This window comes from Acinetobacter sp. Tol 5 (assembly GCF_019702905.1).
GTDB lineage: Bacteria > Pseudomonadota > Gammaproteobacteria > Pseudomonadales > Moraxellaceae > Acinetobacter > Acinetobacter bereziniae.
In genome coordinates this window covers 1,922,319-1,938,057 of record NZ_AP024708.1, presented here as the reverse complement: position 1 = coordinate 1,938,057, position 15,739 = coordinate 1,922,319, and the positions used below count along the sequence as shown (strand labels likewise).

Sequence of the window (15,739 nt, the reverse complement as noted above, 5' to 3'; positions counted from 1 at the left end):
AACCTGAGTTCGATGTAATTAAATATCTAACTCATTGAAAAATAATAAATCCCCATGGAGTCTTGCTGCGTTTTCATCCAATTTTAGGATGAGGAGCGGAGCTCCGCAAGCGCAACCATTAATAGCGTTTCATTTCTCTTGATCAATAAAATGAAAGCGATCAATAGATTGTTTGATGATCTAAAGCTTACACTGCCATGCTTTACTTCTAAAGTTTAAATTGTTTTGCGTAGACGATGCCTCACTTTTCAGAGATGAAAAGTGACAAAAATCTTTCGTTGAGCGAGGGGTACATCCTCATACCCCCGCTCAACATGGCGACATCCATGTCGCTTCACGATAGCAAGAACATCTATGATTCAAAAGTACAAAATAAATGAATCATCCAAATCACTTGTATGAATAATCAGGCGGTTTGGCTGTATCATCTTTCATCAAAGATTTTTATCGAACTCAGGTTATTTAGCTATAGGATTTAACCAAACATCTTCATAACCCTGTTTATCAATAATCACCTGAAAACCTGGTTCAAGCGCCAAATAAGGTAAAATTTCAGGTAAATATTGATGTAAATGAGAGACATGTATCGCTTGATAAAAATCAGACGCTGAAGAATATTCACCACAATGAATAAACCAAGATACATTTTCCTCTTTTTCAAGAACCATACGTACTGCATAAATTGGTTGTTGACCTAAACTTTGCATTGCAAAAGCCACCATCTCCATATCATCAAGCTGGATATATTTTGAATTATATTTTTCACAAATTTGTTTTTGTAAACCTTCTAAACGCATAGATCAAAATCCATAAACTCTTATTAACACCCACTTTTTTGCTTATAAAACAGTAACGTTACGATAGTGCTATTCAATGCTTCATCTATATTTACGCCACAAGAATTTTATGCTTTCAAAGCTATAGCCTAACGTTGCTCTTAAATTCAACATCAATAACATGGTTAAAAATACAACCAGAAACATGAAAATACGTTGCGTATAGAAGTTCTGCTCACCAAGTGTTTTATATTTGTTCAATGCCAAATATAAAATAAAAAATAATCCATAAAAAAATAATTGAAAGTATATTTTATAGCTAAACTTTTTTTCTACGGTATCAGCCAATACCAAAGACATAAAAAATGCAGAAAAAGCAGTAAAAAAAAGAAAGCCAAATACCCATAAAACCTCAAAACCTTTGATAAAACCAATTGCCCATAAACAAAGATTGGCAATAATCAGGCAAAATATAAATGCTTTTTTTGGTTGTTCTAATAATTTATAGAATAATTGAGCCATCATCTTTCTACCTATTTTTTGCAAAAACATCCAAAGAGATTTTTAGTTTCAAAAACCTGTTAAACCGTCTGAGCAATATCAATAAATGCTTGCGCAATTGGACTGATTTGCTTTTTATTTTTTACAGCCAAACCTATAGATCGCTTAACATTTGGAGACAACGGCATCTTTTGTACATTTGGAAAAAGAGTCATCAAATCCTTATTTAGCGCCATATCTGCAACAATTGATACACCAGCATTATTATTCACCATATTAATAATGGTTAAAATTTGAGAAAAATAGCTTTTAATCTTTGGACTTAAATTTGCTTTTCTAAACATTTCAGTCACGTGATTCTGACTCCCCGCAGAGGTCATTAAAAAAGGATATTCAACCAGTTGATTTAATCTCACTGCACTGTGTTGAGCCAATGGATTTGAATTTGGAATGAGGGCAATAAAAATATCTTCAATTACTGGAAAAGTATCAAAACGTTCTTCAGGCAATACCACAAAACCCACATCAATTGTACGATCATGAATCCATTGTGAAATATCTTTGTCAGTTCCCTCTTTGATAAACACTTCAATATTTGGAAACTGCAAACTAAATTTCTCTAATATTAAGGGAATGAGTACATTAGAAGAAGATGCACCGAATGATCCAATTCTTAATGTTCCTGAATGAAAACCATGTATGTCAGAGATTTCTTGTTTTAAAAGATTAGATGTATTTAGAATTTCTTTGGCATGAACTAAAAGCCTAATCCCTACTTCAGTCAGCTCAACTTCATTATGATTGCGATAAAAAAGTGTTACAGCCCACTCTTGCTCCAAACCTTTAATTGCATGTGATATTGCAGACTGAGTGATTTGCAAGCGTTGTGCTGCCACTGTAAAGCTTTTTTGTTCAGCCAGCATGGCAAAGATGCTGAGTTGGGTAAATGTCATGGCTACTCTATCCATGAGTAAAAACTCATTTTACCATGAATCGACATAAGTCATATTCTTTATCTAAAGTTACATAAGTCACGCCTAAACTGATATCTAAATCACTTGTTCGGCTAATTTTGTATAGAGCATTCAGCATGTTGCAAATGATTCAAATTCTGTTTCCATCCATTGCATTAATTGGTTTAGGTTTTTATCTATTCCAATCTGGCACACTTGATGAAAAATTCTGGAATGGTGCAGAAAAGCTCAATTACTATATTTTATTTCCAGCCTTGTTATTTAGCTCTCTTGCCAATGCAGATATGAATATTGGACATCTGCACAGTATTTTAGCTATGATTTTTTTAATAATGGCGCTGATCGTCGTCGCTGTCTATTTATTTGCAAAATTGAATCATACCCCTGTGGCACAAATTGGAGTGTATATACAGAGTTTGATTCGTTTTAATACCTATTTGGGTTTATCCATTGCGACAAGTTTAGATAATCCTGAAATCAAAAGCATTTTGGTCAATATTCTTGCGATTGCCATACCTGCGGTCAATGTCATTTCTATCCTTTCTTTAAGTCCTAAAAATCAATTAAATATCAAAGCGATCTTTTTCTCCCTGATTAAAAATCCACTGATTAGCTCATGTATTCTTGGTATTATATTTAACTTACTGCATATCCCGATTTGGTCAGGGTTTGCGAATTTACTCAGCGCTTTTTCCAGCAGTAGTCTCATGCTAGGACTGTTATGTGTTGGAACAGCAATACAATTTACAACGCTCAAATATTATCTGAAAAAATCGTTCATCATTAGCCTAATCAGATTACTTGTTATTCCACTACTGGCATTTATCATGATGCAATTATTTGCATTTAATGCTTCAGCAGTCATTGCCATTATGATCTTCTTTTCGATTCCAACGGCATCATCTGCTTATATTTTAACAAAATTATTAAATGGTGATTATCAACTAATGGCTGCAACCATCAGTATGCAAACGGTATTGTCTGTATTTAGTTTGGCGTTAATTTTGAGTTTATTGCAGTATTTTTATCATTAGCAGTTGAACAACAGGTTCTGAGTTTGATCTACTCAATATGAAAAAAGAACTTCTAACTTGTGTAAAATATTTTAAAGCCTACTCAATTACCAATAAAAAGTGCTGTGGTTAATTACAGCACTTTTAGCAAAAAACGAAACGATTTAATTTCTTTATTGAAGTGATTAATTGATGAAATATTAAATATTTAGTCCAAATGATAAGCTTATTGTTGTTTCAATTCCATTTCAACAAAATGGAGATGATCGACACCCCAAAACATTTCTTTCCCTACAAACCATGTAGGTGCACCAAACACACCGCGTTCGATTGCCTCTTCAGTGATTTGCTTCAGTTGCATTTTAACTTGATCATCAGATAGCCATATTTGCACCTGTTCAGCACTAAAGCCAAGAGATTCAATCAAATTCATTAATACATCAATATCATTTAAATTTTGTGGATGCCCAAACATCGCATCAAATAAAGCATTCAGTACTGTCAAAAAACATTCAGGGCGATAAAGCTGGACCGCAGTAATTATGCGCATCAAATTCAGCGTATTGATTGGAAAATATGGGTTCATTTGTATTGAAATATCCCAGAGATTTGACCACCGTTGCATATCAACCATCGAATAACGTGCTTTGGCAGGCACAGTCATGGGGCTACTATTCCCTGTCGCTTTAAATACGCCACCGAGTAATATCGGTTTCCATACAATCTGTGCTTGATGTAGCTTTGCAATTTTTTGAATCTGATAAAAACCAAGATAGCTGTATGGGCTTCCTAGATCAAAGTAAAATTCAATCTGTTTCATGTTCTATCATCCTTTAGCCTACTCGGCTTATTATTTTAAAAAATCCCTTAATCAAACTTTCTTCTAGAAAGTGACTTACCACTTCTCAATCCAAGGTCTTAAATCCAATTCATGTGTCCATGAATCTCGTGGTTGCTGAGCAATATGCCAATAATTCTCAGCAATGTGTTCAGGATTTAAAATACCATCTTGATCTTTCTTTTCATAAATGTGTGGAAAAGAATTTTTGATAAAATCGGTATCAATTGCACCGTCAACAACAACATGCGCCACATGAATATTTTGTGGACCAAGTTCACGAGCCATACTTTGTGCAAGCGCTCGAAGTGCATGCTTTGCCCCAGCAAATGCAGAAAAATATGCAGCGCCACGCAAACCTGCTGTTGCGCCAGTAAATATAATGGTTCCCTGTTGTCGTGTAACCATACGCTTTGCAACTTCACGTCCAGTTAAAAAAGCAGCAAAACATGCCATTTCCCAAATTTTAAAATATTTACGTGCTGTTTCTTCAAGAATACTACAAGGTACATTTGCACCAATATTAAAAACCAACACCTCGATTTGCCCTATATTATTTTCAATATCCTCAATCAATTGAACAACCTGTTCTTCTTTTCGTGCATCTGAAGCAAAACCATAGGCTCGCCCACCTGCTCCCTCGATCTCATCGATCAGCGGTTGTAACTTTTCCTCATTACGACGGGTCATACAACTGATATAACCGCCCCGAGCAAAGCGCTTGGCAATCGCACCTCCTGTTGCATCTCCAGCACCAATGACTAGCGCGACTCTATTACTTTGTCCTTGACTATGACCTTGCATAATATCATCCTTTTACATAACGATCGTTATTATAACGATTACTATGTTATAGTTTTAAAACAAGGTCAAGAAAAGATTGATGTAAAACTATGCGATACCAATCCGGCTATAAAGCAGAAAAAAGAAAGCAACTTCTTGAAATTAGTGGACAACTCGCTAAAAAGAATGGCTTTGCCGTAACTGGTATTGATGGATTCATGAAAGCTGCAGGCGTAACAAGCGGCGCGTTCTATTCACATTTCTCATCCAAACAGGATTTATTTAAAGCACTTGTTGAAAATGAACTGAAAGACAGTATCGAAAAATGGGAAAATAACCCTTATGACCAAGCAGAACAATGGCTAGAGTTCGAATTGAATCGATATCTCACAGTTTCACATGTTGAACACGCTGATCGTGGCTGTGTCTTACCTGCCTTAGCCACTGAAATTTCCCGTTCAGATCTAGAAATTAAACAACTCTATCAAAAAGAATTACAGCGTGGACATGCGCTATTTTCGAAACATTTAGGCAGTGAAGAAAAAGCTTGGGTTGTTTTATGTCAATTGGTAGGTGCGATTCTAATGGCGCGCAGTATCGCTGATGAAAGCATTAAATTGATCATTTTAGAGTCGAGTAAAAAAGCGATACAGGCAATGTTATAAATTACAGCATAAACCACGTGTTCAACGAAGTATAAACTGGTATAAATAGCAATAACCTTATTCTATCCACTGTCAAATTATGGCTACCTCTAATACAACGCTTCCCAAAACGATCTATGCCATCCAACATTTAGCGTTTGAAGATCTGGGAACACTCGAAGATACTTTTTATGAACTCGGCTATCGTGTTCGCTACTTTGAAGCGGGTGTAGATAATTTAAAACCTGCACTTGAGTTTGAAGGACTGACCATTATTTTAGGTGGACCGATTGGGGTTTATGAGACCGAAGACTACCCATTCCTAAATGATGAAATTAAATATCTTGAGCAGCGTATCGCTAAAAATCTCCCAACTATAGGGATTTGTTTAGGCGCTCAGTTAATTGCGCATGCCTTGGGCGCAAAAGTTTATCCAGGACATCAAAAAGAAATTGGTTGGAGTAAATTAAGACTCAGTTTGGTAAAAAATAATCCTTTATTGCCTCTAGCCAATCACGAAGTTTTACACTGGCATGGGGATAGTTTTGACTTACCTGTGACTGCTGAATTACTCGCAAGCTCATCGATTTATACCAATCAAGCTTTCAGAGTAGGACAAAATATTCTCGCCTTACAATTTCATCTAGAAGTTGCAGCGGAGTATATGGAAAAGTGGTTGATTGGTCATACAAGTGAACTTCGTCAAGCGGGTTTAAATATTCCGCAATTGCGAGCAGATAATGAAAAATATGCCCCACAATTAGAATTACAAGCACCACTTGTTATTGAACATTATCTCAAAAACTTTGATCAATAGTTTTGCTTTGAAGGTTTGGCAAATATTAAGATCAACAATATTTGCCTCAAATGAATGATTATGATCGATCAATATCAAAATCGTTGATCTTCTATTAGCGAATAGAATGTCTAATTTATGCGTAATAGATAACATATTAAATACATTGGGTTGAGGTGATCGTTTTATAATTTATACTTCATAACTTATATCCATCTTGCAATGAAAAAAATACTGATTGGAGCATCTTTGCTCACAACCTTGCTAGTTTCAGCTTGTTCAACACCTGAAGTGAAGACACCAGAACCACAATCGCTTGGTATGGCAAATCCTGCCAGTGTTTATTGTAATAAAGTTGGCGGCACATCAATCGTGAAGAAAGATTCTCGTGGCAATGAAGTTGGATATTGTCGTTTAACAGATGGCAAAGTCGTCGAGGAATGGGAGTTATTTAGAAGTGCTCAGCAAGAAGATTCAAAAGCGCAGCCATAATAAACTTTAAATGAATACCTAATGTTTTATTGCCATTACAATATCTTATTGTAATGGCTTTATTTTTTCTTATTCCTATAAAATTTCAGTTTTGATAAGCTCAACGAGCAAATGAAATTTTCAACGGAATTTTGCTTTTATACTTCTTCAATATAACAAAAGTGCTAGAAAATATATAATTTTTAACGAATTTAGAATGTAAAAAACTCTTACGCAAAAACATAAGCTTAAATAAAAGAACTATTCACTGCTCAAATAAACTTACAAATTTTGCGTTGTTTTTAGTTGAGATACCACGTAAATCCATTGAAATAGTAGATTTAATGAGTTTATTCATATGCACTTAACATCTTTCGTTTAGATTTCATTAGATTTAAGATTAATGTAAAATATTGTTATTGATTATCATTATCAGTTAAACCTTATTCTACTTATCCAGCGAGGAATGTCTCATGAGCAGTATTGTACTCAAAGTTATTTTAATCATATCTTTTATTATTGCCTTACTCGGTATCCTAGCTGGACTTTACTTGTCTGATCTCATCATATTATCTGTTGGGATTCTAGCGATTGTAGCAACACTGTTAGCATTTCTTGAATTGAGGAAAAATCGCTACAACCCTTTTCATTAAAGGTTCAATAGATGCATTCAATAAAAATAATTTTATTTCTCGCCTTCCCTCCTTTTGCCAAGGTTTAAAAAAACCACTTGAAAGTGGTTTTAATTGTGGATCATTTGCTTGCCTGCGCATAACGATCACTGACTTTTTTCCAATTCACAACTGTCCAAAATGCTTTAGTATAATCTGCTCTACGATTTTGATATTTTAAATAATAAGCATGTTCCCATACATCCAATCCCAATAACGGTGTCCCTTTTACTTCTGCAACATCCATCAAAGGATTATCTTGGTTGGGTGTTGAACTCACTGCCAATTTGCCATTCGGTTGCACGATCAACCAAGCCCACCCTGAACCAAATCGACCGGTTGCAGCCTCATTAAATTTTGTCTGAAAATTTTCAAATGAACCGAAATCTTTTTTAATTTGTTTTAATAATTTCGTTGAAGGTTTTCCTGAAGATGCTGTTGGAGATAAGCTTTCCCAAAAAAATGCATGATTAAAATGTCCACCACCATTGTTACGCACTGCTGTATTGTATTTTGAAATTTGTGCTTGAACCGCTTCTATACTGAGCTGATCTAGATCAGGATAATTCTTAATTTGCGCATTTAAATTATCAACATAGGCTTTGTGATGTTTACCATAATGAACTTCCATTGTCGTTGCATCTATTGCGGGTTCCAATGCGTTAACACTATATGGTAAAGGTGCTTGCTTAAAGTCGGCATTTGCTGAGAAACTGAATCCCATAGTCATTGCCAGCACTGCAATTTTTAACTTCATGTTCATTGGATTAAAACCTTAAATGATAATTAAAATCATTTACAAAATATAATCCTTTCCGATACATGTCAAATCGAAAAGCCATTTCTAGATCAAAACAAACTTTAATGATTCATGGTGATAACCAAAGCTAAATTAAAACTCCCTCTTTCACCTATGATTTATAATTGATTCCATAGTGACATTACGCCATACAAATGAGCGATTCCCATTACAAAACAAATGCCTGATGAAATAAGCCAAAACTTCATCGAATTTTCAGGAAAATAGGGTTTCAATAAGGAAAACCCCAAAGCACGGATGATTAATACACTTGAAACTGCCATTAATATCCATTTCGTGAATGGGAGTAGAGCCACTACCCTAGCACCAGAAAGTGCAAAAATAGACCATGAAAAAAGAATGAGCGCAATCAAAATGGTCACCAAAATCGGTTGAATTTTACCCGCTTCAAATTCACCTGCTAGACGTTCACCTGCCCCTAAAAATCGAAAGGCTGAACCACCGATAGCAAGACAAGCCAAATGTGCGATTGCAGCTGCAGCATCAAATAATGCAACAATGATTAGAATGCTATTTGCTGTAGTGAACATTGAGAATCTTCCTTATTACTTTTAATTGATTTAAAAAATGATGAATAAAAACAAAGCTAAAAATCAAACATTAGACTTTTTATTTAAAAATAGATATTGCCATAACAATCTAATCCATAAATTCATCTAAATCTTAAAATAAAGAAAAACAGTACATTTAAAATTTGATTTCATTTGATGCCAAGCACCAACAACAATGCGCATAATCGATAAGAATCTTCAGCTAATCCCAAGCTTTAACCAAGCAAGCTTTAGCCTTATTTTTTCCTGTATGAATAAGCCTTTTAAAGATTAAAATAAACCATAAGCTTTATAAAGCTACAGTATATTTCTTAAACAGGCGAAGTATCAAAATGCAAGCGAATTATCATAAGTATTCTTTTGATTCGGCAGCGATTTAGCTAAAAGTTCTTTGCACAAAAAACAATCCCCTAAGAGATTGATTAACAACAGCTGATGATATAAAAGTTGCATCGAAAAAAAACCAACTTGCTAAAGTTGGTATGCGCAATCTCTTATTTTAGTGATGAGATATTATAAATATGCAAGTCCATTGCGCCATGCCATATTAGCCTAATTCGTGTATAAAGAATAATTATAAAAATTCAGCCAAAAATGAAAATAATTCATTCGGTTATTTGAACCGTTATTGATTATCCACTGACTTGATCAATAATAAGCTTGCTTAGAGCGTTCCTGAAATAGGATGCTTTAGAATAAAAAATTTTTTTATGCTCTATAACTACAGCTCATTCATATGAATAGAATGATCAAAACTACATTATTGGAATAGTTTCAAATCTTGTACTTATAATTGACCTTAAAAAGTGATGTATAAATTGTTGAGCCCAAACCTTCAAAATCGTTAAGAACAATGCTGATTTTTAATAGGGTATTTTGGCTAATATTAAATATTGTTTTATTGAAAATAATCAGACCACTTAATCGACAAATCAAAAAAAAAGGCTTACATTGATTTTTGTCAATGTAAGCCAGTTTTGATAATTACTTGCTTGCTGGAACAGAAGCTTCAGTCGTAATGTTCACAGTGATTTTATCACCCACATTTGGCACATATGCACCTACACCAAATGCTGAACGATTAAACGAAGTTGTTGCATTAAAACCAATAGACTGTGCTTTGGTCATTGGATGCACACCTTGTTTATTTAAAACAGCATCTAAAACAACAGGTTTAGTCACATCTTTCACAGTAAGATTACCTGTGATTTTGTATTTATTTTTACCTAAAGCTTGTACTTTGGTACTTTTAAAAGTGATGTTTGGATATTTTTCAGCATCAAAAAAATCAGGAGTTTTTAAATGTTCATCCAAAGCTTTTACATTGGTATTTAAACTTGCCAATGGAATGGTCACGTTGACAGATGAGTCAGCAGGTTTTGCATTATCAACAGAAATTGTGCCTTGAATGTCGCTAAAATTTGCTGATGGAGTTGAAAAACCAAAGTGATTCCAAGTAAAAACTGTCGCTGTGTGCGTTGGATCAATTTTATAATCAACTGGTTTTGCAACACTAAAAGTTGCAACTGAAGCTACCGCCAAACCTAATGTTAATGCTTTAAAGTTCATATTGTTAATCTCGCTATCGAATGACTATTATTCTATACGCTTCCAACACAAATTCACTGTTATTGATAATACGATATGTTGCATATATGCAACGATTCAAATTGCTATCTTATGATGCATAACTTTGAACCTTATCTACCCATACAATGCTTTGTTTTATATACATTTAATGAAAAATTGGCATTTCAAATGATCAAAAATCCACACTTCGTTTGAGTACATGGAATCAAGAATGAAATAAATTTCACTAGATCATCAAGTGAAAATTTTATATTTATAGAACATGTCTTTTATGTGATGAATAATTTTATGGTAAACATTGCTCAAGCTCAAAGTACGCAAATCCCTTATCAGGTCACATTAACCAACCCTCAAGGACATATCTGGTATGCCGATGAGCCAAACGACAAGGGAGGACAAGATACTGCACCAAATCCTATTCAAATTCTTTTATCTGCTTTAGGTGCATGTACAGTCATCACATTGGAAATGTATGCCAAGCATAAAGGATTGAAAATTGAACATGTGCAACTTGATTTAGCATTAAATCCAGAAGATGAACCAGAAGCTGGGCAAAACATTATTACGCGAACAATTCAACTGAAAGGCGATTTCACTGAAGAACAACACAAACGCCTACTCAAAGTTGCAGAAAGTTGCCCTGTTCATAAACTATTAACCTCAAATATTCAGATTCAGACTGAGCTAGATCTGAGCTAGTACAATTTAGATTTATTTATATTCATCTATATCAATCAAAAGCCCCTTTCGGGGCTTTTTAGTCTTAAAGCTTTTCAACCAAGACACGATCAACCTGTTTTAAGCCAGAGTGCTTTTCATGGTTTTTGCGTCGAATCTTGATGATTTTGTCTTCTTGAAAGTCCTGTAATAGCAACTCTACTGCAACCATGGATTCAAGTGGTAAATCCTGCCCAATCCACTTTTGCTCACCCGCATCCATCAAAGTGATTTCATCACTAATCTGTTCATAAAGGCTCATATTTTCCTCACTTATGGTATATGTATCACCATATTTCATGAATACAGAATGAATGGCACAACTATATACCTTTTGCTAAAAACTGCTACTAAAATTTGCTGAATTTACCGACAACATTAAAAAACTATCTACAAAATAAAAACGCCCACTTTGGGGCGTTCATATCGCTTTAAAAAGCTGAATATTAAGCAGTTAACTCATTTACAGCAGCAACCACAGCTTCTGTAGTGATCCCAAAGAATTGGAACAAGTCTTTTGCAGGAGCAGACTCACCATAAGTTGTCATACCAATAACTTTGCCATCTAAACCGACAAACTTCCACCAGTAATCCACATGACCTGCTTCAACAGCAACACGCGCGCGGATGTTTGATGGCAATACTGCTTCACGGTACGCAGCATCTTGTTTAACAAACTCTTCTGCACATGGCATAGATACCACACGTACACCTTCAAGTTGTACATGTGCTTCCATCGCCAATGAAACTTCTGAACCTGTTGCAATAATGATTGCTTTTAATTCACCTTTTTCTTCAGCCAATACATAACCACCTTTTGCAACATTCTCAATTTGTGTTTGAGTACGTGTTTGGAATGGTAAATTTTGACGAGAGAAGATTAATGCTGTTGGACCTTCTTTACGTGTTAATGCAGATTTCCAAGAAATCGAAGCTTCAACCGTATCACATGGGCGCCATGTATTTAAATTTGGAGTACCACGTAGAGAAGCAATTTGCTCTACTGGTTGGTGTGTAGGACCATCTTCACCTAAACCAATTGAGTCATGTGTATAGACATGAATCACACGTTGCTTCATCAAAGCAGACATACGTACTGCATTTCGTGCATATTCCATAAACATCAGGAATGTTGCAACATAAGGAATGAAACCGCCATGTAAGGCAACACCATTGGCAATCGCAGTCATACCGAACTCACGTACACCATAATGTACATAGTTACCTGCAGGATCAGACTCAACACCTTTGGCACCTTTCCACAAGGTTAAGTTTGAACCTGCCAAATCCGCAGAACCACCTAAAATTTCAGGAAGTAAAGGTGCAAACGCTTGAATAGCATTTTGACTCGCTTTACGCGTTGCAATTGTTTCACCTTTGGCATTGACTTCAGCAATATATGCATCTGCTTGAGCCAAGAAATCTGCTGGTAAATCACCTTCTACGCGGCGTTTAAATTCAGCTGCTTCAGTTGGATATTTTGCAGCATAGGCAGCAAAAGTTTCGTTCCAAGTTGCTTCAGTCGCTGAACCTTTCGCTTTCGCATCCCAAGCCGTATAAATATCAGAAGGAATAACAAATGCTTCTTCTTTCCAACCTAATGCTTCACGGGTTAATGTGATTTCATCATTACCTAATGGCGCACCGTGACAATCTTCTTTACCTTGCTTGTTCGGTGAACCTAAACCAATAATGGTTTTACAGATAATCAACGTTGGTTTTTCAATTTCTTCACGTGCTTCAACTGTTGCAGCGCGAATAGCATCAGCATCATGACCATCTACACGAAGAACTTGCCAACCATAAGCTTTAAAACGCTCTTCAGTGTCATCTGAGAACCAGCCTTCTACTTCACCATCAATAGAAATACCATTGTCATCATAGTAAGCAATCAGTTTTCCAAGCCCTAAAGTTCCAGCAAGTGAACATGCTTCATGAGAGATACCTTCCATTAAGCAACCATCACCCAAGAAACAGTAAGTAAAATGATCTACAACTTTAATGTCATCTTTATTGAATTGCGCAGCTAAAGTTTTTTCAGCCAGAGCAAAACCAACCGCATTGGCTATACCCTGACCCAATGGACCAGTCGTCGTCTCAATACCTGGTGCATAACCTAATTCTGGATGACCTGGAGTTTTAGAATGTAATTGACGGAACTGTTTAATATCTTCAATAGAAAGATCGTAACCGGTTAAATGTAACAGCGCATATTGCAACATTGAACCATGACCATTTGACAATACAAAGCGGTCGCGGTTTGCCCATTGCGGATTTGTTGGATTATGATTTAAAAATTCGCGCCATACGACATCAGCGATATCTGCCATCCCCATTGGTGCACCTGGATGTCCAGAATTGGCTTTTTGCACAGCATCCATAGCCAATACACGAATTGCGTTAGCTATACGACGTTCATTCAACGGGGTTGTCATAGATCAGAGTCCAATAAATAAAAAATATAGGAAGATGAATAGATATTCAAAAACTGTGATGTATTGTCTTAAAAAAAACGATCAGGGTAAAGACTTAAGTCTATATTTATCCCTTTTGGTTGCAAATTAATTAAAAAATAAACGAAATACAGCAGAAACGACATTAAAACTGATCGATAACCGTTATGATTTTTCATCAATCGTTATATAAACTCAAAGCACTATATTAAATTTTTAAAGTGAGTTTTCATCACAATTACAATGAAAAATGAAGAGAGCTAAGCAAAGTTTAATTTAATCGCAAAACCAATAAATAGCTCAATTAAAACAACTTGTTGTTTTTTAAAAATCGGCAATATGTGCCCAAATCAGGCACCTTTATCAATTTTCCTAATGAACATATCAATTAAAAACACATAAAAATGAATTTTATTCATGATTTTTAATCAGGTAATGCTAGTCCTCAGGCTGAAGTCGATGTAACATATTGCGTCTTTATAAATTACTGTGATAGGACTTTCATGCGCGAGTATGCTGTTTTTACTTCGGAATCTGTGAGCGAAGGCCATCCAGATAAAATGGCTGACCAAATCAGTGACGCTATCTTGGATGCAATCTTAAAAGAAGACCCATATGCACGGGTTGCCTGCGAAACATTAGTAAAAACTGGTGCGGTGATTCTTGCGGGTGAAATCACCACGACAGCAAATGTCGATTTTGAATCGATTGTTCGTCACACGGTTAATGGTATTGGCTACCACCATACAGATCTTGGTTTTGATGGCTCAACATGTGCTGTGATCAACATGATTGGTAAACAATCACCTGAAATTGCGCAAGGTGTCGATCGTCAAAAACCTGAAGATCAGGGTGCAGGCGACCAAGGCTTAATGTTTGGCTATGCGAGCCGTGAAACAGATGTGCTTATGCCAGCACCTATTTCATATGCACACCGCTTAATGGAAAAACAAGCTGAATTACGTCGTAATGGCACATTGCCGTGGTTACGTCCAGATGCCAAAAGCCAAGTTACGTTTGCTTATGAAAATGGTAAGCCTGTTCGTTTAGATGCGGTGGTACTCTCTACTCAACATGATCCTGAAATTTCACAAGCGAATTTAAAAGAAGCAGTGATTGAAGAAATCGTGAAAAAGATCATCCCTGCCGAAATGTTCCATGCTGAAACCAAATTCCATATTAACCCAACTGGTTTATTTGTGATTGGTGGTCCAGTGGGTGACTGTGGTTTAACTGGTCGTAAAATTATTGTCGATACTTATGGCGGTATGGCTCGTCATGGTGGTGGTGCTTTCTCTGGTAAAGATCCATCAAAAGTTGATCGCTCAGCAGCGTATGCTGGTCGTTATGTGGCAAAAAATATTGTTGCAGCAGGACTTGCTGATAAGTGTGAAATCCAAGTGTCTTATGCAATTGGTGTGGCTGAACCAACTTCAATTTCAATCAATACCTTCAATACAGGTAAGGTATCCGATGAATTGATTATTCAATTGGTACGTGAACACTTCGATTTACGCCCTTATGGCATTACCCGTATGCTTGATTTGATTCAGCCAATGTATAAGCAAACTGCTGCTTATGGGCACTTTGGTCGCGAAGGTTCAGACACTGCATTTACATGGGAAAAAACAGATAAAGTTGAAGCGCTTAAAGCATCAGCAAATCTATAATTTCTCAAAAATTCATCGTAAAAAAGCTCGCAGATGCGAGCTTTTTTGTTTGTTAAAGATATGGAAATATATACCTCAAAAAATTCCCTCCTCTCTAGCAGTTTCAATTTAAATTAAATCAAAAAACACTTATCTTCCTTTTATCTCTATTATTTGCATGTACTTCATCTTATTTTGGAAAATAAAAAATCAATTACTGTGAACCAGGCTTAGCATCCTGTTGTAAAACACTCAATATTGAAATTTGTTCAGGCGCTTCAGTATTATGATTTTGAATATATAAATGCCCAACTTTAAAGGTGACAGCCACAATCAAACAAGCCACTAAGCAAAAAGTCCATAAGCCATATGGGCTTTTGATATGCTGAGAGCCACATTTCGGACAAACTTTTTGTGTCGAAGTCACTGTTTCATTACAGCAAGCACAATGATATTGTAAAATCATCTTTGGATCTCCTTCTTGTCGCACTA

At 35.7% G+C, this 15,739-nt stretch carries 18 protein-coding genes; 7 read left to right on the top strand and 11 right to left on the bottom strand.

Annotated elements, in window-relative coordinates:
* Positions 1-458: 458 nt before the first annotated feature.
* From TOL5_RS08975 to TOL5_RS08965, 3 genes are all read right to left on the bottom strand, one after another.
* A complete protein-coding gene (locus tag TOL5_RS08975) occupies positions 459-797 on the bottom strand; it encodes a hypothetical protein (protein ID WP_121775256.1) in 339 nt (112 codons plus the stop codon).
* 81 nt (positions 798-878) lie between these two features.
* Positions 879-1,328 carry a hypothetical protein gene (locus TOL5_RS08970; protein ID WP_227561481.1) on the bottom strand — a complete coding sequence of 150 codons (450 nt, stop codon included), beginning with the start codon at positions 1,326-1,328 and terminating at the stop codon, positions 879-881.
* Between the two features lie 29 nt (positions 1,329-1,357).
* Entirely contained in the window at positions 1,358-2,230 is an 873-nt protein-coding gene (locus TOL5_RS08965; RefSeq protein WP_035300093.1) for a LysR family transcriptional regulator, read from the bottom strand.
* 137 nt (positions 2,231-2,367) lie between these two features.
* Between TOL5_RS08965 and TOL5_RS08960 the strand changes: the two genes are divergently transcribed.
* Positions 2,368-3,285 (top strand): AEC family transporter, encoded by a 918-nt coding sequence (locus TOL5_RS08960; protein ID WP_121775254.1) that lies wholly within the window; start codon positions 2,368-2,370, stop codon positions 3,283-3,285.
* Positions 3,286-3,490: 205 nt separating this feature from the next.
* On the opposite strand, the gene TOL5_RS08955 is transcribed toward TOL5_RS08960, so the two are convergent.
* Positions 3,491-4,084, bottom strand: coding sequence for a 2-hydroxychromene-2-carboxylate isomerase (locus TOL5_RS08955; protein ID WP_042089712.1), 594 nt, complete (start codon positions 4,082-4,084; stop codon positions 3,491-3,493).
* Between the two features lie 75 nt (positions 4,085-4,159).
* Positions 4,160-4,906 carry an SDR family oxidoreductase gene (locus TOL5_RS08950; RefSeq protein ID WP_121775253.1) on the bottom strand — a complete coding sequence of 249 codons (747 nt, stop codon included), beginning with the start codon at positions 4,904-4,906 and terminating at the stop codon, positions 4,160-4,162.
* An 89-nt stretch (positions 4,907-4,995) separates the two neighbouring features.
* On the opposite strand from TOL5_RS08950, the gene TOL5_RS08945 reads away from it, so the two are divergent.
* The 4 genes from TOL5_RS08945 to TOL5_RS08930 all read left to right on the top strand — a co-directional run bounded on the left by TOL5_RS08945 (position 4,996) and on the right by TOL5_RS08930 (position 7,449).
* Complete coding sequence (locus TOL5_RS08945; RefSeq protein ID WP_121775252.1) at positions 4,996-5,550, top strand: TetR/AcrR family transcriptional regulator; 555 nt, start codon at positions 4,996-4,998, stop codon at positions 5,548-5,550.
* Between the two features lie 79 nt (positions 5,551-5,629).
* On the top strand, positions 5,630-6,346 hold the full coding sequence (locus tag TOL5_RS08940) for a glutamine amidotransferase (protein ID WP_004824292.1): 717 nt from the start codon (positions 5,630-5,632) through the stop codon (positions 6,344-6,346).
* A 228-nt stretch (positions 6,347-6,574) separates the two neighbouring features.
* The gene (locus TOL5_RS08935) at positions 6,575-6,817 is read left to right on the top strand and encodes a DUF333 domain-containing protein (protein ID WP_392390169.1); all 243 of its coding nucleotides are present in this window, start codon (positions 6,575-6,577) and stop codon (positions 6,815-6,817) included.
* Positions 6,818-7,269: 452 nt separating this feature from the next.
* On the top strand, positions 7,270-7,449 hold the full coding sequence (locus TOL5_RS08930; RefSeq protein WP_004824296.1) for a hypothetical protein: 180 nt from the start codon (positions 7,270-7,272) through the stop codon (positions 7,447-7,449).
* A gap of 100 nt (positions 7,450-7,549) precedes the next feature.
* Here TOL5_RS08930 and TOL5_RS08925 read toward each other — a convergent pair whose 3' ends face one another.
* From TOL5_RS08925 to TOL5_RS08915, 3 genes are all read right to left on the bottom strand, one after another.
* Complete coding sequence (locus tag TOL5_RS08925; protein WP_009584250.1) at positions 7,550-8,230, bottom strand: superoxide dismutase; 681 nt, start codon at positions 8,228-8,230, stop codon at positions 7,550-7,552.
* A gap of 155 nt (positions 8,231-8,385) precedes the next feature.
* Positions 8,386-8,817, bottom strand: coding sequence for a hypothetical protein (locus TOL5_RS08920; RefSeq protein ID WP_121775251.1), 432 nt, complete (start codon positions 8,815-8,817; stop codon positions 8,386-8,388).
* Positions 8,818-9,822: 1,005 nt separating this feature from the next.
* Positions 9,823-10,407: a YceI family protein gene (locus tag TOL5_RS08915; protein WP_004824302.1), complete on the bottom strand. Its 585-nt coding sequence runs from the start codon at positions 10,405-10,407 to the stop codon at positions 9,823-9,825.
* Between the two features lie 309 nt (positions 10,408-10,716).
* Here TOL5_RS08915 and TOL5_RS08910 point away from each other — a divergent pair, with 309 nt between their 5' ends.
* On the top strand, positions 10,717-11,127 hold the full coding sequence (locus TOL5_RS08910) for an OsmC family protein (protein ID WP_009584254.1): 411 nt from the start codon (positions 10,717-10,719) through the stop codon (positions 11,125-11,127).
* A gap of 64 nt (positions 11,128-11,191) precedes the next feature.
* Here the strand turns inward: TOL5_RS08910 and TOL5_RS08905 are convergent, their stop codons facing one another.
* Together TOL5_RS08905 and tkt are read right to left on the bottom strand one after the other, a co-directional pair.
* The gene (locus tag TOL5_RS08905; protein WP_004824308.1) at positions 11,192-11,407 is read right to left on the bottom strand and encodes a hypothetical protein; all 216 of its coding nucleotides are present in this window, start codon (positions 11,405-11,407) and stop codon (positions 11,192-11,194) included.
* 184 nt (positions 11,408-11,591) lie between these two features.
* On the bottom strand, positions 11,592-13,580 hold the full coding sequence (tkt, locus tag TOL5_RS08900; RefSeq protein ID WP_046761144.1) for a transketolase: 1,989 nt from the start codon (positions 13,578-13,580) through the stop codon (positions 11,592-11,594).
* 521 nt (positions 13,581-14,101) lie between these two features.
* On the opposite strand from tkt, the gene metK reads away from it, so the two are divergent.
* Complete coding sequence (gene metK / locus TOL5_RS08895) at positions 14,102-15,268, top strand: methionine adenosyltransferase (RefSeq protein WP_004824311.1); 1,167 nt, start codon at positions 14,102-14,104, stop codon at positions 15,266-15,268.
* A 193-nt stretch (positions 15,269-15,461) separates the two neighbouring features.
* On the opposite strand, the gene TOL5_RS08890 is transcribed toward metK, so the two are convergent.
* On the bottom strand, positions 15,462-15,713 hold the full coding sequence (locus TOL5_RS08890) for a hypothetical protein (protein WP_004824312.1): 252 nt from the start codon (positions 15,711-15,713) through the stop codon (positions 15,462-15,464).
* Positions 15,714-15,739 lie beyond the last annotated feature (26 nt).

What these genes read in the sequence shown, in the direction of transcription:
- TOL5_RS08975 (WP_121775256.1), bottom strand. Translation starts at nt 797, where the DNA reads ATGCGTTTAGAAGGTTTACAAAAACAAATTTGTGAAAAATATAATTCA.
- TOL5_RS08970 (WP_227561481.1), bottom strand. Translation starts at nt 1,328, where the DNA reads ATGTTTTTGCAAAAAATAGGTAGAAAGATGATGGCTCAATTATTCTAT.
- TOL5_RS08965 (WP_035300093.1), bottom strand. Translation starts at nt 2,230, where the DNA reads ATGACATTTACCCAACTCAGCATCTTTGCCATGCTGGCTGAACAAAAA.
- TOL5_RS08960 (WP_121775254.1), top strand. Translation starts at nt 2,368, where the DNA reads ATGTTGCAAATGATTCAAATTCTGTTTCCATCCATTGCATTAATTGGT.
- TOL5_RS08955 (WP_042089712.1), bottom strand. Translation starts at nt 4,084, where the DNA reads ATGAAACAGATTGAATTTTACTTTGATCTAGGAAGCCCATACAGCTAT.
- TOL5_RS08950 (WP_121775253.1), bottom strand. Translation starts at nt 4,906, where the DNA reads ATGCAAGGTCATAGTCAAGGACAAAGTAATAGAGTCGCGCTAGTCATT.
- TOL5_RS08945 (WP_121775252.1), top strand. Translation starts at nt 4,996, where the DNA reads ATGCGATACCAATCCGGCTATAAAGCAGAAAAAAGAAAGCAACTTCTT.
- TOL5_RS08940 (WP_004824292.1), top strand. Translation starts at nt 5,630, where the DNA reads ATGGCTACCTCTAATACAACGCTTCCCAAAACGATCTATGCCATCCAA.
- TOL5_RS08930 (WP_004824296.1), top strand. Translation starts at nt 7,270, where the DNA reads ATGAGCAGTATTGTACTCAAAGTTATTTTAATCATATCTTTTATTATT.
- TOL5_RS08925 (WP_009584250.1), bottom strand. Translation starts at nt 8,230, where the DNA reads ATGAACATGAAGTTAAAAATTGCAGTGCTGGCAATGACTATGGGATTC.
- TOL5_RS08920 (WP_121775251.1), bottom strand. Translation starts at nt 8,817, where the DNA reads ATGTTCACTACAGCAAATAGCATTCTAATCATTGTTGCATTATTTGAT.
- TOL5_RS08915 (WP_004824302.1), bottom strand. Translation starts at nt 10,407, where the DNA reads ATGAACTTTAAAGCATTAACATTAGGTTTGGCGGTAGCTTCAGTTGCA.
- TOL5_RS08910 (WP_009584254.1), top strand. Translation starts at nt 10,717, where the DNA reads ATGGTAAACATTGCTCAAGCTCAAAGTACGCAAATCCCTTATCAGGTC.
- TOL5_RS08905 (WP_004824308.1), bottom strand. Translation starts at nt 11,407, where the DNA reads ATGAGCCTTTATGAACAGATTAGTGATGAAATCACTTTGATGGATGCG.
- tkt (WP_046761144.1), bottom strand. Translation starts at nt 13,580, where the DNA reads ATGACAACCCCGTTGAATGAACGTCGTATAGCTAACGCAATTCGTGTA.
- metK (WP_004824311.1), top strand. Translation starts at nt 14,102, where the DNA reads ATGCGCGAGTATGCTGTTTTTACTTCGGAATCTGTGAGCGAAGGCCAT.
- TOL5_RS08890 (WP_004824312.1), bottom strand. Translation starts at nt 15,713, where the DNA reads ATGATTTTACAATATCATTGTGCTTGCTGTAATGAAACAGTGACTTCG.